This window comes from Sphingomonas lycopersici (assembly GCF_026130605.1).
In the GTDB taxonomy this organism is placed as follows: domain Bacteria; phylum Pseudomonadota; class Alphaproteobacteria; order Sphingomonadales; family Sphingomonadaceae; genus Sphingomonas; species Sphingomonas lycopersici.
On record NZ_JANFAU010000003.1, the window covers coordinates 510,441 to 536,584 of the forward strand.

At 65.8% G+C, this 26,144-nt stretch carries 12 protein-coding genes; 1 reads left to right on the plus strand and 11 read right to left on the minus strand.

The features are described 5' to 3' along the window. Nucleotides 1–74 precede the first annotated feature (74 nt). The 9 genes from NED98_RS09025 to NED98_RS09065 form a co-directional block, all read right to left on the minus strand. Complete coding sequence (locus NED98_RS09025; protein ID WP_265312718.1) at nucleotides 75–1,580, minus strand: NAD(P)/FAD-dependent oxidoreductase; 1,506 nt, start codon at nucleotides 1,578–1,580, stop codon at nucleotides 75–77. A 35-nt stretch (nucleotides 1,581–1,615) separates the two neighbouring features. Next, nucleotides 1,616–2,293: a hypothetical protein gene (locus tag NED98_RS09030; protein WP_265312719.1), complete on the minus strand. Its 678-nt coding sequence runs from the start codon at nucleotides 2,291–2,293 to the stop codon at nucleotides 1,616–1,618. 36 nt (nucleotides 2,294–2,329) lie between these two features. Next, nucleotides 2,330–2,986: a c-type cytochrome gene (locus NED98_RS09035; protein WP_265312720.1), complete on the minus strand. Its 657-nt coding sequence runs from the start codon at nucleotides 2,984–2,986 to the stop codon at nucleotides 2,330–2,332. 8 nt (nucleotides 2,987–2,994) lie between these two features. Continuing rightward, nucleotides 2,995–4,476, minus strand: coding sequence for a flavin monoamine oxidase family protein (locus NED98_RS09040; RefSeq protein ID WP_265312721.1), 1,482 nt, complete (start codon nucleotides 4,474–4,476; stop codon nucleotides 2,995–2,997). Between the two features lie 207 nt (nucleotides 4,477–4,683). Beyond that, nucleotides 4,684–6,162, minus strand: a complete 1,479-nt coding sequence (locus NED98_RS09045) for a flavin monoamine oxidase family protein (RefSeq protein ID WP_265312722.1) — start codon at nucleotides 6,160–6,162, stop codon at nucleotides 4,684–4,686. 170 nt (nucleotides 6,163–6,332) lie between these two features. Continuing rightward, complete coding sequence (locus NED98_RS09050) at nucleotides 6,333–7,868, minus strand: flavin-containing monooxygenase (RefSeq protein WP_265312723.1); 1,536 nt, start codon at nucleotides 7,866–7,868, stop codon at nucleotides 6,333–6,335. Between the two features lie 80 nt (nucleotides 7,869–7,948). Next, complete coding sequence (locus NED98_RS09055; RefSeq protein WP_265312724.1) at nucleotides 7,949–8,365, minus strand: RidA family protein; 417 nt, start codon at nucleotides 8,363–8,365, stop codon at nucleotides 7,949–7,951. A gap of 17 nt (nucleotides 8,366–8,382) precedes the next feature. Then, nucleotides 8,383–9,225, minus strand: a complete 843-nt coding sequence (locus NED98_RS09060) for a phytanoyl-CoA dioxygenase family protein (RefSeq protein ID WP_265312725.1) — start codon at nucleotides 9,223–9,225, stop codon at nucleotides 8,383–8,385. 60 nt (nucleotides 9,226–9,285) lie between these two features. Then, complete coding sequence (locus NED98_RS09065) at nucleotides 9,286–11,490, minus strand: TonB-dependent receptor (RefSeq protein WP_265312726.1); 2,205 nt, start codon at nucleotides 11,488–11,490, stop codon at nucleotides 9,286–9,288. A 352-nt stretch (nucleotides 11,491–11,842) separates the two neighbouring features. Here NED98_RS09065 and NED98_RS09070 point away from each other — a divergent pair, with 352 nt between their 5' ends. Next, complete coding sequence (locus NED98_RS09070) at nucleotides 11,843–12,559, plus strand: TetR/AcrR family transcriptional regulator (RefSeq protein WP_265312727.1); 717 nt, start codon at nucleotides 11,843–11,845, stop codon at nucleotides 12,557–12,559. Nucleotides 12,560–13,044: 485 nt separating this feature from the next. Here the strand turns inward: NED98_RS09070 and NED98_RS09075 are convergent, their stop codons facing one another. Next, nucleotides 13,045–14,244: a L,D-transpeptidase family protein gene (locus NED98_RS09075; protein WP_265312728.1), complete on the minus strand. Its 1,200-nt coding sequence runs from the start codon at nucleotides 14,242–14,244 to the stop codon at nucleotides 13,045–13,047. Nucleotides 14,245–14,275: 31 nt separating this feature from the next. Then, the gene (locus tag NED98_RS09080; protein WP_265312729.1) at nucleotides 14,276–25,747 is read right to left on the minus strand and encodes an autotransporter-associated beta strand repeat-containing protein; all 11,472 of its coding nucleotides are present in this window, start codon (nucleotides 25,745–25,747) and stop codon (nucleotides 14,276–14,278) included. Nucleotides 25,748–26,144: the final 397 nt, after the last annotated feature.

Sequence of the window (26,144 nt, forward strand, 5' to 3'; positions counted from 1 at the left end):
GACCCAGCCCATCTCGAACCAATGCCTTCCTCATTCTCCGTTAATTGCCGTCCACGATTGTGCACGCGCTATCGCTACGCCGAACGCGCTGCAATCTTCGCGTTGAGCCGCTCATCCATCACATTGGTCGCCGCGAAAGCGCCGTTTACCGTGCACCAGCGCAGCGGCTCGGGCAGCAGGTTCGGCGTATCATGGCGAATCCCGGCAAGGATCGGGTCGACGACGCCGCGGATGCGCTGCGCCAGCAGATGCCCGACGAACGACTGTGACGCAACGCCGTGTCCCGAACAGCCGGCGGTATAGAAGATATTCTGGTCCGCCCCCGTCACCCCGATCACCGGCAAAGCATCCTGCGCGAAGCTGATATAGCCGCTCCAGCAAGTCCGAAGCGCAATCCCGCGAACCGTGGGGAAGCGCTCGTGCAGCGCGCGACGCAGCGCGTGATAAGCATCGTAATCCGGGACATTGGGGGTGCGCGAGCCGTAAGGATAACGCACCTTCTTGGTCGTCACGACCAATGTATCGCTCGCGGTCAGCCGGTGGCTTTCCATCATATAATGCGCGGTGACGATCCCCTCGCGCCGCGGCCAGCCGAGCGATTTCAGCTGCGCGGGCGATAACGGCTCGGTCTCGATCGCCGACACGCGGACCGGCATCACCTTGGTTTCAAGCAACCCGTTCCCCGGGGTATAGCCGTTGGTGGCGAACACCATCGCCCGCGCCCTCACCGCGCCGCGCGGCGTCTGCACCTTGATCGTCCGCCCCTCGGCATAGGATAGCATCGGCGTGGTTTCGTAGATCCTGACGCCAGCGCGCAACGCAGCCGCACGTAGCCCCAGCACATATTTACCCGGGTTGAGCGTCCCCCCGCGCGGATCATATTCGCCGAACAGGAAGGCGGGCGGAATCCCGCGCGCGCGCATCTCGGCGGAATCGAGGAATTGCGATTTGTGACCGAGCCGGTGCCCTATCTCCATGCTCTCGCGAACCCTTCCCTCCTGCGACGGATCGACCGCGGCGCGCAGCACCCCCGACGGCACGTAATCGCAGGCGATGTCATATTCCTTGAACCTGGCTTCGACGTAATCGACCGCGCCGTCGTAATATTGGATGATTTTCTTGCCGGTCTCGTCGCCGACGCGCTTGAGGAACAGATCGTGCTCCAGCCCGCCCGCGCCGGCGAGATAGCCCGCATTACGCCCGCTCGCGCCGAACCCGCAGAATTCGCGCTCGATGACGGCGACGTTCGCGCCCTGCCGTCGCAATTCGAGCGCCGTCGACAGCCCGGCGAACCCGCCCCCGATAATCACCACATCCGCCATCGTGTCGCCGTCGAGCGCCGGTCGGATGTCGCTCGGCTTCTCGATCCAGCCGCCGAGGGCGCGATATTTCTCCATATCGGCGGCAGCCATCGCATCGTCAGCGGCACCTGGTCCGGCGACGGCCACGGTCGTGGCGGCCGCGGCCACCGTCGTCATCGCCACGCCCGCCGCGGCGCCCTTGAAGAAATCGCGGCGCGACGGCTTCGCTTGCGCAATTGTCTCGCGATCGAACGGGCCGCCGCCTTCAATCTCACTCATGACATCTTCTCCCACGCCGCTTACTCGGCGTTGTTTCATGCTAAATCGGCGCTGTTACCCACTGCCGCACCGCCACGCCGGGCTCGCTCGAGCGCGCAATAGGCGTAGTAAAGCTGGACGGTCATGTACGACCACGTGAAGAGGGCGATGGTAAAGAAATTGAAGATTACGTTCGTATCCTCGCCCGGTATTTTGTAGAAATCATAGACCGCCGCTACGAAAAAAGTCGTCGCCGTGACCAGCGCCACACCCAATGCCTGCAACTTCTCTCCCGCCTTGAGCAATATTGCGACGAGATAAATCAGATATATCGTGTACAATATTGACATTCCAAGCAGGAAATAGGCGAGCAATGGCTGAAAAAAGCCCAGCGACAAGATCGCGATCGTCGCGACGAACGACAGCGCAAAGATCGCGATATCGAACCTGATCGAGGGCTTCATCCCGTGCGTGAGCACCATCATCCCGACCGGGATGACGATCGGCACGCCGAACGCCCGCGAGAATGTGTCGAAGAAATGCGCGATCTTGAACGACAAGGGCGAATTGGTCGCGAAATAGACGACCGCATTCGATGACGATGTCGCAAGGATGAACCACTCTATACCGATGAGATAGTTCTTCTTCCTTATGAATTTCGCGCCATAGACGAAGCCAGTCAGCGCGAGCGAGAAAGCCGCTAGGCACAGGATGAATGATCTAAGATCCATCACGAAAATCCTCGAAAAAGGATGCTGTCGCGGGCGCCGCTATTTTGCCGACGGCGGGAGGTTGGCGAGATAGGTAGCCATCGCCTTGCGATCGTCAGGAGAGGCGGCGACAGCCAACCGCTGCATCGTGCCGGTCGCCTCGGTTCGCGCGCCGCCGGCGAAGGCATCGAGCTGGCGGACGAGATATTCATATCCCTGCCCGGCCAGCCGCGGGAATTGCTCCTGCCCCATCATCTGCGCGCCGTGGCACGCAGCGCACCCGGCCCCCTCCACCAGTTTCTCGCCCTTGGCGCTCACCTGCGGGTCAGGCTTGAAATAGGGATTGGGCAGTGCGGGCTGTCGCGCGAAATAGGCCGCGAGCGCATCCACCTCGGCGGGTTTCATCGTCATCGCCAGCGGCCCCATGTTGGGATTGACCCGCGCGCCGCTCGCGAAATGCTGCAATTGTGCCGCGAGATAGGGCGCGGGCTGCCCTGCCAGCGCAGGATAATTGCCGTTGACCGAATTGCCCTTCACCCCGTGACAGGTGGTGCAGACCTCGGTGGTGCGCGGCCAAGGCCCGGCATCGGCCTGCGCCGCCTCAGCGCTCGCCGAAACGTAATTCTGCAGGCGATAGAGATTGAGCAGCGTCGGCCCGAAAATGACGAGCAGCAATGCGGCCACGGCGAGCCCGCCGAGCAGAAGATATTTCTTCATATGCCCCCTCATGCCCGCCGCAGCGCGTTGAGCGCCTCAAGCGCGCTCCGGTGGCCCGAGCGGACCGCGCCATCCATATAGCCGGCCCAGATGTCGGCGGTTTCGGTGCCCGCCCAGATGAGACCGCCGCACGGCGGGCGCAGCGCGGCACCGTGGATGCTCCAGAAACCGGGCGGGATCGCCGAGACGCAGGTGATCGTCCACGGATCGGCGAACCCCCAGTCGCGATCGTGATAGGAGACCGGCGACAGCGCCTCGTCGCCCAGCGCCTGCGCATAGATCGCCGTCTGGATCTTCTTCGCCTCGCCGAGATCGGTCGGCAGCATCGCATTGGTGACGAAGGCGTTGATGATCCCGATCTCGCCGCCGGGGGGCGAATTGTCCCACGCCCAGATGATCGGCCCGCCGAATTGCAGGACATGGCCGTTGAGCCCCTTCTCGCGCCAGAACGGGCGCGCATAGACCATCGCGGTCTTGCGCGCGGGCGAATGCGCCGGCCAGGCGCGATGCAGCGCGGCGCGCGCCGTCGGCAGCGCGGGCTCGTACTGGATCTGGTTACATAAGGGCGGGCTGAGCGCCATGATCACGCGGCGCGCGCGCATCTCGCCGCGATCCGAATGCAGGGTGATCACTTCCTGATCCCAGCCCGATATCCGCCGGATCGGAAAGGACAGCCGCACCTTGTCGCCGAGCTGTTCGGCCAGCTTGGTCGACAGGATCTGCGACCCGCCGACCAGACGCGTCCCTTGCGCGCTATTCTTGATCGAATCGAGTTGCTCGTAATCGCAATTCGCCGAATTGATCATCGACAAGAAGTGGAGCAGCCCCATTTTCGCGGGGAAGGTCCCTCCAGACAAGCCAATGCTGCTGTTCCAGCCGTTTTGGTCCTCGGGCTTGATCGAATGTTTTGCCAACCAATCGCCAACCGAGAGTTTGTCGAGTTCCTGCACGCGGGACGATGTCCACGGTGCGCCCGACGGTACGTCGCGCGAAAGCTTGCTCAGCTTTGCCGCAAGCGCTTCATCGGTGCCGAACGTGCCGTGGAGATCGATCTCGACACGGCCTTCGCCGCCGAGGATCGTGGTCTTTCCATCATAGTAAGTCGGGAAGGTGCCGACGTTGAGCTCGCGCGCAAGATCAGCAACCGCGGTCTGTCCCGGCCCGATCCACTGCCCCCCGACTTCGGAAACGTGCCCGCCGCCGACATCGAAATTGAGCGTCCGCCCGCCGACCCGGTCGCGTGCCTCAAGCACCACGACCGACGTACACCCGCTGCGGACCAGATCGCGCGCCGCGGTGAGCCCGGCGAGCCCCGCGCCGATGATCGCGACATCGAGAATGCCGGGTGATGCATCGCCGTCAGCGGCACCGCCGATCCGCGGCGACGCATTGCCCAGACTAAGCGCGCCTACCGCCGCGGCGCCAGCTAGCTTCAGCAGGCCCCTTCGCTCGACCAGCGACGGGTCATCGGAACGCGATTCGTGAGACATTTCGCCTCCCCTGCAATTTCGATGCGCGCGGGAATTTTCGTCACGCATATTTTTATTACAGATGTGATGATAAATGAGCGCGCACAGGTTGGCAAGCGGCGGAATCGCGGTTTGCACAATTAATATCGCGCTTGTTATGATATAAATCGGTGGCGGGAGATGTACCCGCGGGCATTCATTGTCAGCTCGGTCCCCGCGATCGCTCGTTCAGGACCGCGCCAATGCTTCGAGCGCCTTCAAGGTCGAACGATGGCCGGCCCTGATCGCGCCATCCATCGAACTGGGCCAGAGCTCCGCCATATCGGTCCCCGACCAGATCAGCCGGCCGGTCGGCATTCGCATCGCCTTGCCGAATGTGGTGAGGAACCCGGGCGCGTAAGGCGAAGTGCACGACAGGCTCCAACGGTCGACCTTACTCCAGTCGATCTCATGATATTGGGTAGGATTTCGGGCCTTTTCGCCCAATGCCCGGGCGTAGATTGCAGACAATTCACGTTGCGCCACGTTGGGATCAGCGGACAGAGCGCCCTCCTTGACGAAGGCGGTGATGATGCCGACCGAAAGATCGGACGGCGAATTGTCGGTGCACCAGAGCACAGGCCCGCCGACCTGAATGACTTGTCCGCTCAGCCCCGCATCACGCCAGAACGGACGCGGATAGACATGGACGGTCTTGCGCATATGCGCGGTCGTCGGCCAGGCCTTGTGCATTGCCGCGCGATCGGCGGGCAACGGCGGATCGAATGCGATCTGGTTGCACAGCGACTGGCTCATCGCGACGATCACCTGCCGCGTTCTGATGATGCCTCGATCGGTGTGGAGTTCGACCACGTTACGGTCCCAGCCAACGATCTTGCGTACCGGTGAGGAGAGCCTGATCTTATCCTTCAGATCCTCGGCCATCCTGGCGCTCAGCATATAAGAGCCGCCGACGAGCCGCTTTTCCTGCGCGCCGCCGGGCATGGATTCGAGCTTCTCGAGATTGCAGTCCGACGAATTGATGATCGCCAGATAGTGGAGCAGACTGAGCTGCTCGGGCGGCGCGCCGTAGGTCAATGTCGCCGACAGGAAGAAGGTCAGCCTGTCGTCGTCGGTCAGCTTCTCTTTCGCGAGCCAGTCGGCGAGCGACTGGCGGTCCAGTTTGGCCGCGCGCGGCGCGTTCCACGGCTCGGCGCTCGGCACCTCGCGGGCCATGGCGTTAAGCTTGTCGATCACCGGGCTGGCGGCGCCGAGACCACCGTTTCCGCTGCCCGCCTCGATCCGCTGATCGCCGACCAGATAGACGGTCTTGCCCTTGTAGAAACTGTCAAAGGTGGCGACGCCCAGTTCACGCGCGAGATCGGCGACCGCCGTCTGGCCGGGGCCGATCCACTGGCCGCCGCCTTCGGAGATGACGCCATTGCCGATATCGTGATTGACGGTGCGACCGCCGACACGATCGCGCGCTTCGAGAATGACGAAGGATTCGCAGCCGGCACGTTTCAAATCCCTGCCCGATGTCAGGCCCGAAAGGCCGGCACCGATGATCGCTACGTCGAGAACCGAATGATCCTTTCCCTTGGCCACGGTCGCCGCCGCTTCGCCGCCGGCAAAAAGCCCGCCGGCGATTGCGCCGCCGCCCATCGCCTGAAGCAGCGAACGTCGCGCAAGACCGCCATTCTCTCCGGCCGCCAGTTTCGATTTCATTCTTCCCTCTCCTGTCAGCGAATAGCGTCGAAGGGCGGTGCATCACCGTCCAGACTGGCCCGGATCGCCTTCTTGTCGATCTTGCCGGTCGCGCCGGGCGGGATATCCGGCACCAAATATGTCGCCCGGCATCCGCCATTTTGGCGATCTCTCCCCAGCCTGCTCCGCGGCTATTCGGCCGCCGCGGCCTCCCGATGCGCGATCGGGCTGCCGTCGTAGAGGAAGGCCGCATCGGTCGGGTCGATCAGCGGGAACGCGTCTTTCTCCGCCCAATAATCCTGATTGTGCCGCCACTCGGGCTTGTCGCCGCGACGCGGCATGGCATGGATGCTGCGCATGAGATAACCGGGATTGAAGTTTTCGGGCTCGATCCACGGCAGGATCGCCATATCCCGGTCCTGCGGGCGCAAGGCGACCTCGACCCGTCGCGCGCCGATCTCATCCATATATTTGAGCAGGTCGGTGACGAAATCGCCCATCATGTCAACGCGCAGCGTCCAGCTCGCGCGGAAATAGCCCAGCACCCACACGAGATTGGGGACACCGGTCATCATCATGCCGCGATAGGTGATCGTCTCCGCCCAATCGACGCGCTTGCCTTCCACCTCGAACGGAATGTCGCCCATCACGGACATTCTGAAACCGGTCGCGGCGACGATGATGTCGGCGTCGAGTTCCTGTCCGCCCCTGGTCCGCACACCCGTTTGGGTGAAACGCTCGATCGTGTCGGCGACGACGCTGGCCTTGCGCGAGACGATCGCCCTGAACAGATCCCCGTCCGGGCAAAAACCGACCCGCTGCTGCCACGGACGATATTTCGGGGTGAAATGCGGCTCGAACTCGAAATCGGCCTTACCGGTGAAGGCGCGAACGAGGCTTTTCAACTCCTCGACCACCACATCGGGCTCGGTCTCGCAGCGACGCGTAATGATGTCCTGATCGTACATCACCTGCGCCCGCACCACGCGATAGATCGTCGGTTCGTCAATCCCGATCTCGCGCAGGCGGTCGGCGAGCTCGTTCCGGTTCTCGTTACAATAGAAATAGGTGGGGGAACGCTGCAGCATCGTCACATGCGCGGCTTTTTCCGCAAGGGCCGGGATGACCGTGGCAGCGGTCGCACCCGAACCGATCACGACAATCCGCTTGCCCGCATAGTCAATCGCCGGATCCCACAGCTGCGCGTGGACGAACAGCCCCTGATAGTCCGACAGCCCGGGCCAATCGGGCACATAAGGCTTTTCGTGATCGTAATAGCCCTGGCAACCCCAGATGAAGCCGGCCGTCAGGGTGACGGTAGCGCCATCCGACGCGCGCTTCGCCTCGACCTTCCACCGCGCGTCTGTGCGCGACCAGGCGCAGGAAATGATGCGATGACCGTATCGGATATGCGCACCGATCGCGTTATCGTCGATCACCTCGCCGAGATATTTGAGGATGTCGGCGCCGCTGGCGATCGGTGCGCCGACCCACGGCTTGAAGCGATACCCGTAGGAGTAAAGATCGGAATCGGACCGAACGCCGGGATATTTGTGCGTATCCCAGGTTCCCCCGAACCTATCCTTGGCTTCGAGGATAAGGAAGCTTTTGTCAGGGCACTGGCTTTTCATGTGCCACGCCGATCCGATTCCCGAAACGCCTGCGCCGATGATCAATACATCGACATGCGTTCCGTCGGCCGATGCGGACTCTGCTGTTCCCGCCATCTCTTTCCTCTCCATCCAGACGTCAATTGCCGCGACCGCCGTCAACGCGATGGCAGCCGCGGCCAAAGGCGGCTTTCCCTTCAGGCGCTACCGCTGCCGATCACCGCCACCGCGCGCACCTCGACCCGCAGTTCGGGCATCGCGAGCTGGGTCACCCCGACCGCGCTCCACGACGGGTAACGATCGGGGAGGTACTCGTCCTTCACCTTGGCGAAATCCTCCATCTCGCCGCGCAGATCGATGTGGAAGGTGATCAGCTCGACGATATCGCCCATGCTCGCGCCGGCGGCTTCGAGCGCCGTCTTGAGCGCCTGAAAGGCCAGGCGCGCCTGGGCCTCCATCCCGTCGCCCGGCACCATATTGGCGTCGATGCCGACCTGCCCGGATACCCAGACCATGTTCCCGACCCGGGTGGCGGGAGCGAAGTGGAAGTTGTCATAGAGTATTTCGGTGCCAGCCGGCTTGATCACCTGACGCGGCGCGCTCTTTGTCGTCATGGACATATTCCCTTCAGTCAGATGAGTTGGCGGAAGACGGGCGAGCGGAAGGGTTCACCTTCGTTGAGCTGTGCCATCTCCTTGACGAACAACACCCCGTTCCGATCATAGCCGCCGGCGCTTTGCGTCGGCAGCGCGCGGAATGTCGCGTCGTCGCCGAAGAAACGGAACACCAGCGTGTGACGTTCGGGGAAATCGGCGTCGACCGGGGCGCCGCCGTGAAGGCTGCCGGGATGGAGAACCAATACGTCACCGGGCTCGCTCGCGAACGAAACCGTGTCATAGGCATTGGGATCGCGCGCGCGCTCCGCCTCGATATCGGGAAGGCGCGGCAGCGGCGGCACCGCATGTTCGCCGTGGAGCGGCTCGGTCGGATCGTCGGGATTCATGAAGGTCGTGCCATCGTAGATCGGGCCACGATGCGAACCGCGTACCACCTCCAGCGCATTTTTCTTCGGGAGCGATTCGAAGGTGATCCAGGCATTGGCCCAATGATCGCCGGCCCACGGCAGATAGGACGTATCCTGATGCCAGGGCGACCGCCCCGTCTTTCCGCCCGCCTTCAGAAAAACTTCCTCGGCAAAGTACCAGACGTGCTTCGAGCCCCATAGCTCGGAAAGCAGCTTGCCGAACGGAAGCGTCGTCATCAGCGCGTCGAGCTTTTCCTTCGCTTTCGGATTGCTGTTGTCGTTGTGCGTCTGGTGCTCGGTGCCGTTGAAGATCTGAAAGGCTGCCGGGCCAGGGTTGGCGACCGCCCAATCGAACGCTTCGCGGCATCGTGAAAGCTGCTCGCGATCGAGGGCGTTCTTCACAAGAACCGCGCCATCCTCGCGAAATCGTTTGCTCAATGAGGCATCCATTACAATCTCTCCTTTCTGTTTGGTGACCTGAAGCGACGGGTAGTGCGCTCCCGCTATTCGTCAGAATTGCTTGCGGATCGATCCGCCGAACCAGCGCGGCCGGGCATAGGCACGTAGCACCGCGCCCTCCGTGCCGGTCACGTCGTAGGAGAAGGTCTGGCGGTTGACGTTGCTGATGTTGTCGACGAACGCCGACAGATCGACCCCCATGCTCTCGACATGATAGGTTACGCGCGCGCCGTGGACGAACGATCCCTTGACGAAGGTCGCGGCATTGTTGTCGATCGACGAATAACGATCGCCGATATAGTCACCCGACCAGCGCAGAGTCAGCTTGTCGGCGCCGATCTGGAAGTCCTTCGAGATCGCGCCCTTGACCGACCAGTGCGGGGTATTGACCCCCTGCTCGTCGCGCACGCCGTCATAGAGCGTCGGCACGTCGTGCAGCTTCGAGCGGACATAGGACACGCCGATCGTCACATTGACCGACGGCACGGGATAGGCATTCAGCTCGATTTCGCCGCCGCGGAAATAGCCGTTGTAATTGCCGACGATGCCGAGCAGCCCGACATAGGCGAAGCCCTGGAAGCGGTGATAATCGTAATTGAACACGCCGATGTTGAGCGTCGCGCGACGATCGAACATCTGCAGTTTGACGCCCGCTTCATAGTCGTAGAGATATTCGCTCTTGAACGCCGTCTGACCGTAGTTCGCTGGGCTCAGCGCCGCGGTGGTGTTGCCGTTGAACCCCGCGCCCTTGCTGCCGCGCGAAACGCCGGCATAGATCAGCACATTGTCGCTCGGCTTGTAATCGAGCTGGACCTTGCCCGACCAGAGATCGTTGACGACCCGCGCGAGATTGCCGACCGCGGGATTGGCCTGCGAAAAGTCATAAGCCAGAAGCGGAGGGTCGAACACCGTGGAGCCCGCGCTGCCGTCGATATAGGCGTTGCCGAGCTCGTTGAAATAGGCCTTCGAATCGAACTTCTTCACGTCGTGCGAATAGCGCGCGCCAATCGTCAGCTTGAGCTTCGGGGTGAATTTATACTCGATCTGCCCGAAGACCGAGATCGAACTCAGTTTTTGCCGGACGGGATTGAAATCGTCATAGGCGAAATCGCTTCCCGATAAAGCCGGCGCGCGATAGGCACTCAGTACCTTCTGATCGGTGTTGAGATAATAGATGCCGGCGGTGTAGGTGAGGTTCCCGGCAGTGCCGTTGATGCGCAATTCTTGTGAATATTGCTTCAAATTCTGCTTGAAGGCTTCCTGGCAGAAATCGACCGGGCCGCCGTCGCAATCCTCGCGATAATTGGATTTGAAGCGGGTGTAATTGCTGATCGACGTCACCGTCGCATTGCCGATCTGCCAGGTCAGGAACAGAGACGGCGAGAAGCGCTCGCTCTCGAAGAAGCCGACATTGTTGAACGACCCCTCCGAGGCGCGCGAATTGGTGTTGCGATAGCCGGTCATGTCGTTGCCCGGCCCGGTGCCATAAGCATCGACATTGGCCGGCAGCGGCTCCGGGTGGCCGTTGACGAGGTAGAAGGGCACCGAGCGATAGATGCCGTCGCGATGCCGCGGGTTCTTGTCGTAGCTGACCGACAGCCGCGCGGTGAAATTATCGGTGACGTCGGCTTCGATCTGCCCGCGGATGCCGGCGAAATCGTTCTCGAGCGTGTCCCGCCCGCCCGGCATATCGTTGATCCACCAGCCGTTGGTCACCTCGCGACGGCCCGCGACACGGAAACGGATCTTGTCGGTCAGCGGCCCCCCGACCGCCGCCTCGGCATAGGCATCGGCATAGCTGCCGAAGCCGATCTCGGCATAACCGTCCCATTCTTTGGTCGGATGCTTGGGAAGGAAATTGGCGAGGCCGCCGCTCGAGGCACGGCCGAACAGCGTGCCTTGCGGCCCGCGCAGCACCTCGACGCGATCGAGATCATAGAGCGCGAACCCCGCCGCACCCGACGAACTGAGATAGATGTCGTCGATATAGATCGAGTTGGGCGATTCCTGGAACGACGAGAAGTCCGATTGCGAGACGCCGCGCACCACCAATTGCGCGTTCGCCGTCCCCGAATTGACCGAATCGAGCGTGACGCCCGCGATCGACTTGGAAATCGCCTGTGCGTTGGAAATGCCGCTCGCGCGCAGCGCATCGCTCGTTACCGCCGAGACCGAGACGCCGACGTCCTGCAAACGTTCCGAACGCCGCTGCGCGGTGACGACGATGTCGCCCGGCGCCGACGGCGGCGCGCTCACGGATGCCTCGGCCCCTGCCGCATTTTGTGCTGCAGCAGGCACGGCGAGTGCCAAACCGCTAACGCCGGCAATCAGGCAATACCCCAGTCTCTTCATGTCTCTCTCCTCCCCGCGATCACTGCCTGCGGTCTTTTCCGGGTCGTTTCGCGCTTTCCCGCCGACCCTCTTCCGTCCGCGCAGCCCGATGCCGGAGCGCGTCTTTTTTTATAACTGACGTAATAATATTTAGATCGGGGCTTTGGCAAGAATAAAAATAACGGTCAGCCAGAAAAATGCGCGATCGACCGCTCTGTCCCCGCCAGGTGCCGACGACCGCGAGGTCCAAGAGGAACGTTTTGAGGTAACTGCCGTTATGGTATTTGATATCGTGACGCGATCGGTTAAGGTTCCGCTCATGGCCGCGAGAAACAACCTTAAGCTGAAATCCGCACCCCGATCGCCGAATATTCCCGGTGAAATGCCTGCAAAACGAGGCCGCGGCAGGCCTGCGGGCGATCATGCGGCGAAGCGCGCGGAATTGGTGAAGGTCGCAATCGCGGTGGTCGCCCAGGAAGGATTTTCCGGCGCGTCGCTGAGGAAGGTGGCACAACGCGCAGGCTGCACGACCGGTGCGGTAACCTATTATTTCGAGAACAAGGAAGCGATGGTTCTCGCGATCGTCGAAGGCCTGTGGGATGAGTGGGACAGCTACCTTGCAGCCACTGAGGATGATCTGAAATCCGGCTTCGAACGCTTCCTGAATTGGGCAAAAGCCGATGAATCCGATCCGTGGCTAGCCGGATTCCAGCTCATTGCGCATGCCCGGCTCGATCCTGCGTTTGCCACTATATATCAGCGACGGTACGCCCATTACCGGAAAACGCTCGCGACGCGGCTTGCCAAAGAGCAGCGCCGGGGCAAAATCCGTTCGGATATTCCGGCGGATCTGCTCGCCGACCAGCTCTGCGCCATGGCCGACGGCTGGATGATCATGTTTCCGATCGAACCCGAGCGCTTCGAGGCTGAGCGGATGAAGGCTCTTTTGGATGCCATGGTCGTGCTGGTCTCACCAAGAGATGACAAGCTCTGACGATCATCAGATCATCACGGAGAGCAACGAGTTAGACTACTTTGAAGCACTTTCGAGTTTTCGGACGATGCCACCCTGGTTCTCAGGCCCGGTTAAGGACGACACGACTACCACTCGCGTGACCGACGCGCATCGCCAACGGAGCCTTCTTCCCCGTGACAGGTTTCCCGTCGGAGAAAAATTCCATTGACCTGGGGCACTTCAGTCCATGGCGAGAGGACAGGCAGGGTTGACTGAGCAGTGGAACGCATTGTTGATGCGGCGGAGAGGCTGGCCCGCGCGAGAACGCTCGACGAGGTGGTCGACGTCGTACGTAAGACAGCAAGGAACGTCACTCGCGCGCAGGGCATAGCCTTCGTTACGCGTGAGGGGGATCTTTGCCACTATGTCGCGGAGGATGCGATCGCGCCGCTCTGCGATGTGGCAGGCAGCGTTAGACCATGAAGCCCCAACCAGCGGCCGCGCATCTTGCGAACGTAAGTATTTCACCTGGGCGCTAGAACGCGACGCTGCCGGGCCGCGAGGACCCGAAGCGGCCGCTGGAAACTTGCCGCTGCCGGTGGGTCCCAACCGTAAATGTCGCCGAAGACGGCCAGTGAGCCGCCGTTCGATGTTGGGCCGATCGTGAAATAGCCGATAAAGACCGGCATCGGGCGCGACAGCCCAATGTTGCGCGTCTGGCCGGCGTCGACGATCGCCTTCACCGCAGCCGGCGGCATATCCGCCTTCGTCCCGACGAGATCGGTCGCCAGCGCGATTGCGCCTTCCACGCGAATGCAACCGTGACTAAGCGCGGGAACGGCGCGATCGAACAGATCCTGCGCCGGCGTGTCGTGGAGGTAAATCCCATAGGCATTCGGCATGTCGATCTTGACCTTGCCCAGCACATTCGCGGGCCCCGGCTGCTGGATAACGGCGATCTTGCCGCCGGCCTCACGGCGAACGACGTAACCCCCTGCCCGCGCCATGTCGGGACGGGCGAGGAGGCGCGCGCCGAGCCTCTCGCCCTCGGCGATCGGCTCAGGCACCGTCCAGACCGGGTTGAGCACGACTGCCGCAGCTTTCTCCGCCAGAATCGGCGTCGCGGTATCGCCAGGCTTGCCGACGATCACGCGATAGTTCCGAACGACGTCGCCACCGCGCACCTGCCGAAGCCGGAACTCGGGCACGTTGACGAACAGATAGTCGCTGCCGAAGTCGCGCGGAAACCAGCGCCAACGATCCATATTGACGCGCAACAATGCTCGTCGGCGGGTGTCGGCGGCAGGAGTTCCGGCCAAAGCCACCTTCAGCGCGGCATAATCGGGCGCCGTGGGATCGAGCGCCGCAAGGGTGCCGGAGACATCGTGCGTGCGGAGGGCACGCGCCAACACCGCGTCGGTCGGGTTACGAATCTCGTCGTCGTCGTCGACATACCATGCGCCGCGGTCATCGACGGGCGTGCGACCATCACGCAAATCCTCGACCAGCGCGGTGAAGGAAGCATCGGCGGCAGCGTCGAGGACCGCGCCTTCGCTATTTTCGATCGCGCGCCGTAGCGTTTGAGGCGCATAATCGGCGGGAATCAGTCCTTCATTCTCGATCCCGTCGATATAGGCCAGGAGCGCCCTTGCGTCGGCGATCGTCCACCGGCTCTCTGCTCGTTGTGCGTGCGCGCCCGAAATGATCGAGACGGGGAGCAGCACGGCGAGGAAACCCGCGCTTCGACGCAGCCTTCTACTCGCCGGCACGCGCGGAAGCCCGGATGACCACGGGCACCGACCGGTCGAGGGCACCCATCTCGCCCTTGATCGCATGTCGCGGTTTGCGCGGGACCAGCCGTTTCGCCCGGGTCCGCTGCGCGGGAGCGACCGCCTCGGCCTGAGGCGCGAGCGCGGGGACGACCACCGGGACCGGCGCCGCGGCCGGCGTAACCGCTGGCGCCGGCGCGGGAACCGGCGGCGAGAGGACCGGCATCGCGTCCGTCGCGCGCACCCCGGTCTCCGGCGCCCGGCGTGTCGCGCCGCCGAACCGCCAGCGGATATTCCCGAGCACCGCATTGTCGCGTGCGCCGTCGCCGAACTGGCCGCGATACGAGACGCCCAGCGACAGATGCCGCGCAATCGTCATATCGACCCCGGGTTCGACGAAGGCGGTGTTGCGCGCGATCGGCACGCCTGCCGTCTGGAAGCGCGATCCGTCGCCGCCCACGAAAGCGAGCGCCGCGACGGGCCGGACATCATCGAACGCGTGGCGCCAACCCGCCGTCGCATAAATTCTGAGATCGAACCCGGCGGCATCGCCCAGCTCGACCGCGCCGCGCAGGCCCAGGGTGGAAAAGCCGACACGCGCGCGGTTGGCGTTCCCGACCAGCGCCGCCGCGCCACCTCGCTCGTGGAAGCCGTTGGTACGCAGCGCGACATAGGCGATTCCCGCGAACGGCTCGACCGCCGCCTTGCCGACCGGAATGCCATAGCCGATCTCGCCGAACACCTGCGTTCCGGACGCGTCATAGCCGCTGCGCAGCCGGTCGCGGAAGTCGGCGAAGGCGACGGTGCGGTCGCCGTGGATGCGATAAAGGCTGTAAGCGACGCCCCCGCGCACGCCGAAGCCGCCGAACTGCCCGGCGCCGTAGGCAGCGATATGATAACTGTCGATCGACCCGGTGCCATTCCGGTCGGCAATGTCGAACCCGCTGTGCGTATAGCCGCCGGCGATGCCCAACCGCACCTCATCGCTCGGCGCGACATCGACGCCGGCGATCATCCCCTGGAGATCGCGGTGGAGGCTCGACGCATTGCCGTCGCCACGCAGCTTGCCCCAGCCGCCGAGCACCTGTCCCCAGACGACCGGCTGGTAGGGCGAATCGCTTGCACAATGCCGGATCGCCCCCTCGCCCGCCGCGACCGGGTCCGCATTCTGGCAGAGAATATTGCCCGCTGCGGACAGCGCCCCGAGCGGACCGGAGCCGCCAGCCGCCCCGGTACGCGCGCGCTCGAGCACGGCATCGCGCAGATAATGGCTGTCGGACAGCAATGACGAGCTCACGCTGGCATGCAATTGACCGGCGAGCTGCGAAAAGCCGCTGCGCGCGGTTTGTACGTCGGAAACCGCGATGACGCCAACGATCGGGTTGCTGACGCCAAGCCGATCGATCGCAACGGCCGCCGCCGCCTGATTGGGCGTTGCGGCGATGCTGGCGAAGGGCATGCTGTTGCGCTCGAGCGTCGCGGACACATAGGTCGAGCCATAGGTCAGGCTGGGATCGACGAAGACGAAAGTCGAATTGACCGCGCCGAATTGTCCCTGGACCCCGCCGGTCGCGTTGAGGACGGTGTAGGTGGTCCCGAGACGATATTGGCCCGGCGCCGAGACCAGCGTGAGCGTCGCGCCGCCGATCTGCGCCGATCCGGCCACCGCAAGGCTTGCGCGCTGCACCGGGTTGATCGCGATTTGCAATGTCGACCCGGGCTGGAGCGTCGCATCGCCGTTGATCGAGAGCGCTTGCCCCGGGGTCAGCGCGGCGACGGTGCTGCCGGCCGCCGCGACGAGGCCACCGACGCTGCCGGTGCCGGTCAGCATCGCGCCATTATTCACGGCGACGATCGAATTGCCGATCGCGCCGGTGACGGCCAGTGTTCCGCCGTTGATCGTCGTCGGACCGCTATAGCTGCTGGCGCCGGCCAGGGTCAGCGTGCCCGTACCGTTCAGCGTCAACCCGCCGGTGCCGCCGATCGCGCCGGCAAAACTGCTGCTGCCGTTCTCGTTCAAGGCGAGGCTGGTCCCGCCGAGCGTGATCTGGCTGCCCGCGACGCCCGACAGAGTGCCGATGCTCTGCGGTGACGATGCGGTGCTCACGTCGAAGATCGCGGTCGGCCCGGCGAGGTCGACGGCGCCGCCCGCGGCGAGGCTACCCCCCGCGCCGATCGCCAGCGTGCCGCTGTTGACCCTCGTGCCGCCGGTGTAACTGTTCGCGCCCGTCAGGGTCAGCGCGCCGCCCCCGCCGAGCGTCAGCCCACCCGTTCCGCCGATCGTACCGGCAAAATCGCTGCTACCGCCGCCGCCCACGGTCAGGCTGGTGCCGCCGAGCGCGATCTGGCTCCCCGCGACGCCCGACAGAGTGCCGATGGTTTGGACCGCATTGGCGGCGCTCAGATCGAACACCGCACCCGCGCCTGCGAGGCTGACCGCGCCGCCCGCCGCAAGGCTGCCGCCTGCGCCGATCGCGAGCGTGCCGCTGTTGACCGTCGTCCCGCCGGTATAATTGTTCGCGCCCGTCAGGGTCAGCGTGCCGGTTCCGGCCAGCGTCAGCCCGCCGCTCCCACCGATTACGCCGCCCAGCCCTAGGCTGGCTCTGCCGCCGATCGTGAGACCGGCACCGTTCAAGATGACGGCATTGGCCAGCGTGACGCCCGGGACGCTCGCGCTCAGCGTGCCGCCGAGGCCGTTCACGGTCAGCGCACCCGAGCCGAGCGCCGTGTTCGCGCCGACCGCGAGGCCACCGCCGCCGCCGAACGTCGTGCCACCGCTATAGCTGTTCGCGCCGCTGAGGGTCACCGTGCCCGTGCCGCCAAGCGTCAGCCCGCCGGTCCCGCCGATGACCCCGGTCAAACCGACATTATTGACCCCGCCGAGCGTCAGGGAGGCGCCATTCAGATTGATTGCATTGGCGAGCGTGATGCCCGGCGCGGCCGCGCCCAGGGTGCCACCAGGACCGCTCACCGTGAGCGCCCCGGCCCCTAAAGCGTTGTTCGCGCCAACCACAAGCTCGCCGCCGCCGCTGAGCGCGGTCCCGCCAGCATAGCTGTTCGCGCCGTTGACGGTCACGGCCCCGGTGCCGGCCAGGGTCAACCCGCCGGTGCCGCCGATCACGCCGTTCAGCACGATATTGTTGCCGCCGCCGAGCGTCAGTGTCGCGTCATTGAGATCGATCGCGTTGGCAAGCGCAAGTCCGGGCAGGACGGTGGTCAATGTGCCGCCGAGACCGCTCACGATGAGCGCCCCCGAACCGAGCGCCGCGTTCCCGCCCAGCGCGAGACCGCCACCGCCGCTCAGCGTCGTGCCGCCGGTATAGGCGTTCGCGCCGTTCAGCCTCACCGTCCCGGTCCCGCCGAGTGTCAACCCGCCGGTCCCACCGATCGCACCGCCGAGCGCGAGGTCGTTGCTGCCGACCAGCGTCAGGCCGACATCATTGAGGTTGATTGCATTGGCCAGTGTGATGCCGGGCACGGTCGCACCGAGCGTACCGCCCAGCCCGCTAACCGTCAGCGCGCCGCTGCCCAAGGCGCCATTCGCGCCGAGCGCAAGTCCACCGCCGCCGCTGAGCGCGGTGCCGCCGCTGTAGCTGTTCGCCCCGGTGAGCGCCAGCGTCCCCGACCCGCCGATACCGAGGCCACCCGTACCGCTGATCAGTCCCGCGAAGCTACTATTGGCGCTGCCGCCCAGCGTCAGGCTGGTGGCCCCGAGCGCGACTTGGCTGCCGGCGACGCCCGACAAGGTGCCGATCGTCTGCGGTGAATTAGCCGCGCTGAGATCGAACACCGCGGTTGCGCCGGCAAGGTTGACCGCGCCACCGGCCGAAAGGCTGCCCCCCGTCCCCAACGCGAGCGTGCCGCTGTCGATCGTCGTCCCGCCGGTAAAGCTGTTCGCCCCCGTCAGGGTCAGCGTCCCGGTGCCGCCGAGCGTCAGCCCGCCGGTGCCGGTGATCACGCCGCCGAACGTGCTGCTGCCGGCACCGCCAATGGCGAGACCGGTGTTGCCCAATGTGACCTGGCTGCCGGCGACACCCGAAAGCAGACCGATCGTCTGCGGTGAGCCGGCGGCGCTCAGATCGAACACCGCGCTCGCGCCGGCAAGGTTGACGCCGCCCGTCGCCGCGAGGCTGCCACCCGCGCCGATCGCGAGCGTGCCGCTGTCGATCGTGGTGCCGCCGGTATAAGTGTTGGTGCCGGTCAGGGTCAGCGCACCGATTCCATTGAGCGTCACGCCGCCGGTGCCGCCGATCACGCCGGCGAAGGCGCTGTTGGTGCTCCCCCCGATCACCAGATTGGTGCCGCCGAGCGCGATCTGGCTGCCTGCCGTGCCCGACAAGGTGCCGATCGTCTGCGGCGAGCCCGCGGCGCTCAGATCGAACACTGCGGTCGCGCCGGCGAGGTTGACCGCGCCGCCTGCCGCAAGGCTGCCGCCCGCGCCGAGCGCGAGCGTACCCGCGTCGATCGCGGTGCCGCCCGTGTAATTATTAGCGCCGGTCAGCGTCACGATTCCGCTGCCATTGACCGTCAACCCACCGGTTCCGCCGATCACGCCGCCCAGCGCGAGATTGTTGGCGCCGCCGAGCGTGAGGCCCGCGCCATTGAGATCGATCGCATTGGCGAGGGTGATGCCGGATGCCGCAGCGGTGAGCGTCCCACCCTGCCCGCTCACCGTCAGCGCGCCGGTCCCCAGTGCGCCGGTTGCACCCAGCGCGAGCGTCCCGCCGCCGGTCAGCGCGGTGCCGCCGGTGTAGCCGTTGGCCGCGCCGAGCGTCACGATGCCCGTCCCGCCGAGCGTCAGCCCGCCGGTGCCACCGATCGCGCCGCCCAGCGCGAGATCGTTGGCGCCGCCGAGCGTCAGGTTCGCGCCGTTGAGATCGATCGCATTGGCGAGGCTAATGCCGGGCACGGCCGCACTGAGCGTCCCGCCGAGTCCAGCGACCGTCAGCGCACCCGTTCCTAGCGCAGCGTTCGCGCCGAGCGCGAGGCCGCCGCCCCCGTTGAGCGTCGTCCCGCCGGCATAATTGTTCGTGCCGGCGAGAGTGACCGTATTGGCGCCCGCGAGAACCAGTCCGCCGGAACCGCCGATAACGCCATTGAGCGCGACGTCGTTGGTGCCGCCGAGCGTCAGCGTCGCGCCATTGAGGTTGATCGCATTGGCCACCGCGACGCCGGGCAGCGTTGCGCTCAAGGCACCGCCGGCCCCACTCACCGTCAACGCACCGGTGCCGAGCGCGGTGTTCGTGCCAAGGGCAAGATCCCCCCCGCCGCTCAGCGTCGTGCCGCCGCTATAGCTGTTGGCACCGCCCAGGGTCACCGCGGCGGCGCCAGCAAGCGTCAGGCCCCCCGTGCCGACGACCACGCCATTGAGCGCGATGCTGTTGCTACCCCCAAGCGTCAGGCCGGCGCCGTTGAGGTCGACGGCATTCGCCAGCGCGATGCCGGGGACCGATGCGCTCAGCGTCCCGCCGAGGCCATTCACGGTCAGCGCGCCGGTGCCGAGCGCCGTATTTGCGCCGAGCGCAAGGCCGCCGCCGTTGAGCGTCGTCCCGCCGCTATAATTGTTGGCGCCGGTAAGGGTGACTGTGCCGGTACCGCCGAGCGTCAGCCCACCCGCACCGCCGATCGCGCCCGCGAGCGTGAGGCCATTGGCACCGCCGAGCGTCAGCGTCGCGCCGTTGAGATCGATCGCATTGGCCAGTGCGATGCCGGGCACCGCTGCGCTCAAGGTGCCGCCAGCGCCGCTCACCGTCAGCGCACCGGTGCCGAGCGCGTCGTTCGCGCCCAGCGCTAGCCCGCCGCCACCGTCGAGTATCGTGCCGCCGGCAAAGCTGTTCGCGCTGTTGAGTGTCACCGTGCCGGTGCCGCCGAGCACCAGCCCGCCGCTGCCACCGATCGCGCCGCCCAGCGCGAGATCGTTGGCGCCGCCAAGCGTCAGGTTCGCCCCGTTGAGATCGATCGCATTGGCCAATGCAATGCCCGGCGCGGCCGCGCTCAGCGTCCCGCCGAGGCCACCGACCGTCAGCGCGCCCGTGCCCAGCGCGCCGTTCGCGCCTAGCGCGAGGCCGCCACCGCCTTTGAGCAATGTCCCACCGCTATAGCTATTGGTCGCGCCGAGCGTCACGGTGCCCGTCCCGCCAAGCGTCAGCCCGCCGGTGCCGCCGATCGTGCCGTTGAGCGCGAGGCTATTGGCGCCACCGAGCGTCAGATTACCATTGAGGTCGATCGCGTTCGCAAGCGCGATGCCGGGGCTCGCGGCGCTCAACGTGCCGCCAAGCGCGCCCACGCTGAGCGCCCCGCTCCCGAGCGCGATACTGTCTCCGAGCACCAGATTGCCGCCGTTGAGCCCGACCCCTCCGGTATAGCTGCTGGCGCCGGTGAGGCTCACGACGCCGGTTCCCCCCAGCATCAGCCCGCCCGTGCCGCTGATCGCGCCGCTCAGGGTGTAATTGTTGGCCCCGCCGAAGGTGAGATTGGCGCCGTTGAGATCGATCGCATTGGCGAGGGTAAGGCCTACGGTGGTGGCGCTCAGCGTCCCGCCGAGCCCGCTCACCGTCAGCGCGCCCGTCCCCAGCGCATTATCGGAACCGAACGCGAGGGTGCCGCCGCCGCTGAGCGTCGTGCCGCCGCTATAGGCGTTCGCGCCGTTCAGCGTCACCGTCCCGGTGCCGCCGAACGTCAGCCCGCCCGTACCACCGATCGCGCCGCTTAGCGCGAGGTCGTTGCTGCCGGCGAGGGTCAACCCCGCGCCGTTAAGGTCGATCGCATTGGCGAGCGCTACGCCCGGCGCGGCTGCACTCAGCGTTCCACCGAGCCCGCTGACGGTCAACGCGCCGGTGCCGAGCGCGCCATTAGCGCCAACTACGAGCCCTCCGCCACCGCTCAGCGTCGTCCCGCCGCTATATGTGTTCGTACCGCCCAGCGTCAGCGTGCCGGTGCCGGCGAGCGTCAATCCGCCGGTCCCGCCGATCATGCCGGCGAAACTGCTGTTGGCGCTGCCGCCCAGCGTCAGATTTGTACCGCCCAGCGCGATCTGGCTGCCAGCGACGCCCGACAAGGTGCCGATCGTCTGCGGCGAGTTTGCCGCGGCGAGATCGAACACCGCGGTCGCGCCGGCAAGGTTGACCGCACCGCCCGCCGCGAGGCTGCCGCCCGCCCCCAGCGCGAGCGTGCCGCTGTTGATCGTCGTCCCGCCGGTAAAGCTGTTCGCCCCCGTCAGGGTCAGCGTCCCGGTGCCCCCCAGCGTCAGCCCGCCAGTGCCGGTGATCGCGCCGCTCACGCCAAGATTGTTGCCGCCGCCGATCGTCAGACCGGCACCGTTGAGGTTGACGGCGTTGGCCAGCGTGATGCCACTCGTTGCCGCGCTCAGCGTGCCGCCGAGCCCGCTCACGGTCAGGGCGCCCGTCCCCAGTGCGGCATTCGCACCGACCGCAAGGCCGCCGCCGCCGCTGAGCAACGTGCCGCCGCCATAATTATTGGCGCCGCTCAAGGTGACCGTTCCGAGGCCGCCGAGCGTCAGCCCGCCGCTGCCGCCGATCGCTCCGCCCAGCGCGATATCATTGCCGCCGCCCAGCGTCAGTCCGGCACCATTCAGGTTGATCGCATTGGCGAGGGCGACCCCGGGGATCGATGCGCTCAGTGTACCGCCAAGCCCATTTACGGTCAGCGCGCCGGTACCCAGGGCGCCATTGGCACCGAGCGCGAGCGCGCCGCCCCCGCTCAGCGCCGTACCGCCGCTATAGCTGTTGGCGGCGCCGAGCGTGACCATCCCGGTCCCGCCCAGGGTCAGCCCGCCGGTTCCGCCGATCAGGCCGGAAAGCGCAAAATCATTGCTGCCGCCGAGCGTGAGACCGGCGTTGAGGTTGATCGCATTGGCGAGCGTAACCCCGCCTACCGCGGCGCTCAACGTGCCGCCGAGCCCACCAACGGTCAGCGCCCCCGTGCCGAGTGCGGCGTTCACGCCGACCGCAAGGCCACCCCCGCCGTTGAGCGTGGTCCCGCCGCTGTAGCCGTTCGCGCCCGCGAGGATGAGCGTCCCGGTCCCGCCGAGCGTCAACCCGCCGGTGCCGGCGATCGTGCCGGCAAAAGTGCCATTGGCGCTCCCGCCCAAAGTCAGACTGGTGCCGCCGAGCGCGACCTGACTGCCCGCGACACCGGAGAGCGCCCCGATGATCTGGGGAGAATTAGCCGCGCTCAGATCGAATACCGAGGTCGCGCCTGCAAGGTCGACCGCGCCCCCCGCGGCGAGACTACCGCCCGCGCCAAGCGCAAGCGTTCCGTTGTTGATCAGCGTCCCGCCGGTGTAGCCATTCGCTCCCGTCAGCGTCAGCGTGCCGGTGCCGCCCAAGGTCAGCCCGCCGGTGCCGGTGATTGCGCTGCTGATGCTAAAGCTGTTGGCGCCGCCGATCGCCAGCCCGGCGCCATTGAGGGTGACCGCATTCGCCAGCGTAATGCCCGCGGTCGCAGCGCTGAGCGTCCCGCCCAGCCCATTGACCGTGAGCGCGCCGCTGCCCAGCGCGCCATTGGCGCCGAGCGCAAGCCCGCCGCCACCGCTGAGATTGGTGCCGCCGCTATAGCTGTTGGCAGCGTTCAGCGTCACCGTGCCGGTGCCGCCGAGCGTCAGCGCGCCCGTGCCGGCGATCGTGCCGTCGAGCACGACGTCATCGCTGCCGCCGAGCGTGAGGCCCGTGCCGGTGAGATTGATGGCGTTCGTTAGCGCGATGCCGGGGGCGGCGACATTGACCGCGCCGCCGAGCCCGCTCACGGTCAACGCCCCGGTGCCGAGCGCACCATTTGCGCCAAGCACGAGCCCGCCGCCGCCGTTGAGCGTGGTGCCGCCGCTGTAGCCATTAGCCGCGCCGAGCGTCAGCGTCCCGGTACCGCCGACCGTCAGGCCGCCCGTACCACCGATCACGCCGGCGAAGGTGGTGCTGGCGCTGCCGCCCACCGTCAGCCCGTTGCCGCCGAGCGCAATGCTGCTGCCCGCGACACCGGACAGGGCGCCGATCGTCTGCGCGGCACCGGCGAGGCTGAGATCGAACGACGCACCGGCACCGGCGAGGTTGACCGCGCCGGTCGCGGCAAGCCCGCCGCCCGCGCCGATCGCGAGCGTCCCGCTATTGATCACCGTCCCGCCGGTATAGGTGTTGACCCCGGTCAGCGTGAGCGTTCCGGTCCCGCCAAGCGTCAGGCCGCCGGTGCCGCCGATCGTGCCGCCGAAGGTGCCGTTGCTGTTGCCGGCGACGGTCAAATTGGTGCCGCCAAGGGCAATGGCGCTGCCCGCAACGCCGGTCAGCGTCCCGATCGTCTGCGCCCCCCCTGCCGCGCTCAAATCGAGCGTGACCCCGGCGCCGGCGAGATTGACCGGCCCGCCGGCGGCAAGGCTACCGCCAAGTCCGATTGCGAGCGTACCGCCGGTGACGGTCGTTCCGCCGGTATAGGTGTTCGTGCCGGCGAGGGTGAGCGAACCCGTGCCGCCCAGCGTCAACCCGCCGGTGCCGCCGATCGCGCCGACGAAGGTGGTGCTGGCGCTGCCGCTTACCGTCAGACCGTTGCCGCCGAGCGAGATACTGCTGCCCGCGACACCCGTCAGCGCGCCGATCGTCTGCGCCGCGCCCGCGGCGCTCAAATCGAATATTGCGCCGGACCCGGCAAGGTTGACGGCGCCGCCCGCCGCAAGGCGGCCGCCCGCGCCGAGCGCCAGCGTGCCGCTGTTGACGATCGTTCCCCCAGTGTAGTTGTTCGTCCCGCTCAGCGTGAGCGTTCCCGTTCCGCCGAGCGTCAGCCCACCGGTGCCGCCAATCGCGCCGCTCACCCCGAAACTGTTGCTGCCACCGACGGTCAACCCGGTGTTGAGGCTGACCGCATTCGCCAGCGTAACGCCCGCGGTCACCGCGCTCAGCGTCCCACCGAGGCCGCTCACCGTCAGCGCGCCTGTTCCCAGCGCGGCGCTCGCGCCCACCGCAAGACCGCCACCACCGCTCAGCGTCGTGCCGCCGCTATAGGCATTGGCGCCGCTCAGGGTCACCGTCCCCGGTCCGCTAAGCGTCAGCGCACCGGTGCCCCCGATCGCGCCGCCCAGACCCAGCGCGTTGCCGCCACCAATTGTCAGGCCGCCGTTGAGGTTAACCGCATTCGCGAGCGTGACTGCCGGCACGCCCACGCTGAGCGTGCCGCCAGCGCCGGCCACCGTCAGCGCGCCGATGCCCAACGCGGCATTCGCACCGACGGTGAGCCCACCACCACCGTTCAACAGGGTTCCACCGCTATAGCTGTTGGCCCCGTTCAAGGTGACGACTCCGCCGCCGCCGAGCGTCAATCCACCGGTACCGCCGATCGCGCCGGCGAGCGTGAGGCTGTTGGCACCGCCAAGCATCAGGCCGGCACCGTTCAGATTGATCACATTGGACAGCGCAACGCCCGGCACGCTCGCGCTCAACGAACCGCCGAGACCGCTCAAGGCCAGGGTGCCGGTGCCAAGCGCAAGGCCGTTGCCGAGCACGAGGCCGCCGCCGCCATTCAATGTCGTGCCGCCAGCGTAGGCGTTCGCGCCGGTCAGCGTCAGCGTCCCGGCCCCACCCATCGTCAGACCGCCAGCACCGCCGATCGCCCCGCTCAGCGTCAGTCCATTGCTGCCGCTGATCGCCAGGCCGCCGGTGAGATTGATCGCGTTGGCGAGCGACAGGCCTGCGACACCTGCCTGCAGCGCCCCGCCGTTGCCGGTAATGCTCGCGGTGGCGAAAACGCCGGGCAGGTTGACGATCGCGGTCCCGCCGCCAAGCGTCACGACAGGGGTCGACGCCGCCGCCGGCACCCAGGCACCGGTGATGTTCCAGGTTCCGCCCTGGACCGAGAGGTTGGAGAAATTGGTGTAGCTGCCGATCGCGATCGAGCCGCTCGTCGGGCTGCCACCGCCGCTGTTCTGCGCGAGGTTGAGGGTGCTGTTGGTCCCGATACCCGCATCGACGGTCGTGCCGATCGACGAACCGGTCATCGCCGTGAAGCTGTTGAGCGCGCCCGCCGACGCGCCGAGCGAGACGCCGCCGGTGATCGTGCCGCCGTTGATGAAGCTGTTGCCGCTCGAACCGCCGGCAAAGACCGCCGACCCGTTGATCGCTCCGCCGTAATTGTTGGTGAAATTGACGGTGCCGCTGCCTGCGGTGGAAACCGCCGCCGAGCCGATCGCAAAGCCCGCCGCGCCAATTGTCCCGGAATTGACGATCGTACTTACGCCGCCGACACCGTTGTTCACCGTGAGCGCCGGGCCGGCGAGGAGCGACGTTCCCGCGGTGATCGATCCGTTATTGGTGACGTTCACTGTGCTGCCGGTGGCCGTATTCCCGACGATCGCACCGTTCGTCGCGAACGTCGGCCCGGCGGCGGCATTGATCGAGCCGTTGTTGGTAAGCGTGACATTGTTGCCGGTGAGCGAAAGCGCGGTTCCACCGGCAATCGGCACCACCGTGATCGTCGCGCTCGGATCAACCGTAACGTCGAGGCCATTGCTCGTATTGGAATAGACAACGACAGCGCCCGAGCAGACGATCGTCGAACTGCCGACTGGATTTGCTGCGCATTGCGCCTCGGCCTCGGTTGGGAATAACGCGAGCCACGCGATGACGGAAGCTGCGCTTCCCGACCGCAAGGACCGCGAAATCCGGTTCATGCGACGCGCCGAAACCGAATGACCCATATCGCTCTCCCGGCAAAGCCAACCGGGGATCAGGGCAAAATCGCGTTACAACGATCGTTCAGAAAGTAATCATTGTGCAATTGCGAACAAAATGGCTTATTAATTCTTTTTTAACCAAGTATAGTACGACCGCATTACGCAGTTTCAACCATCAACCCCGAAG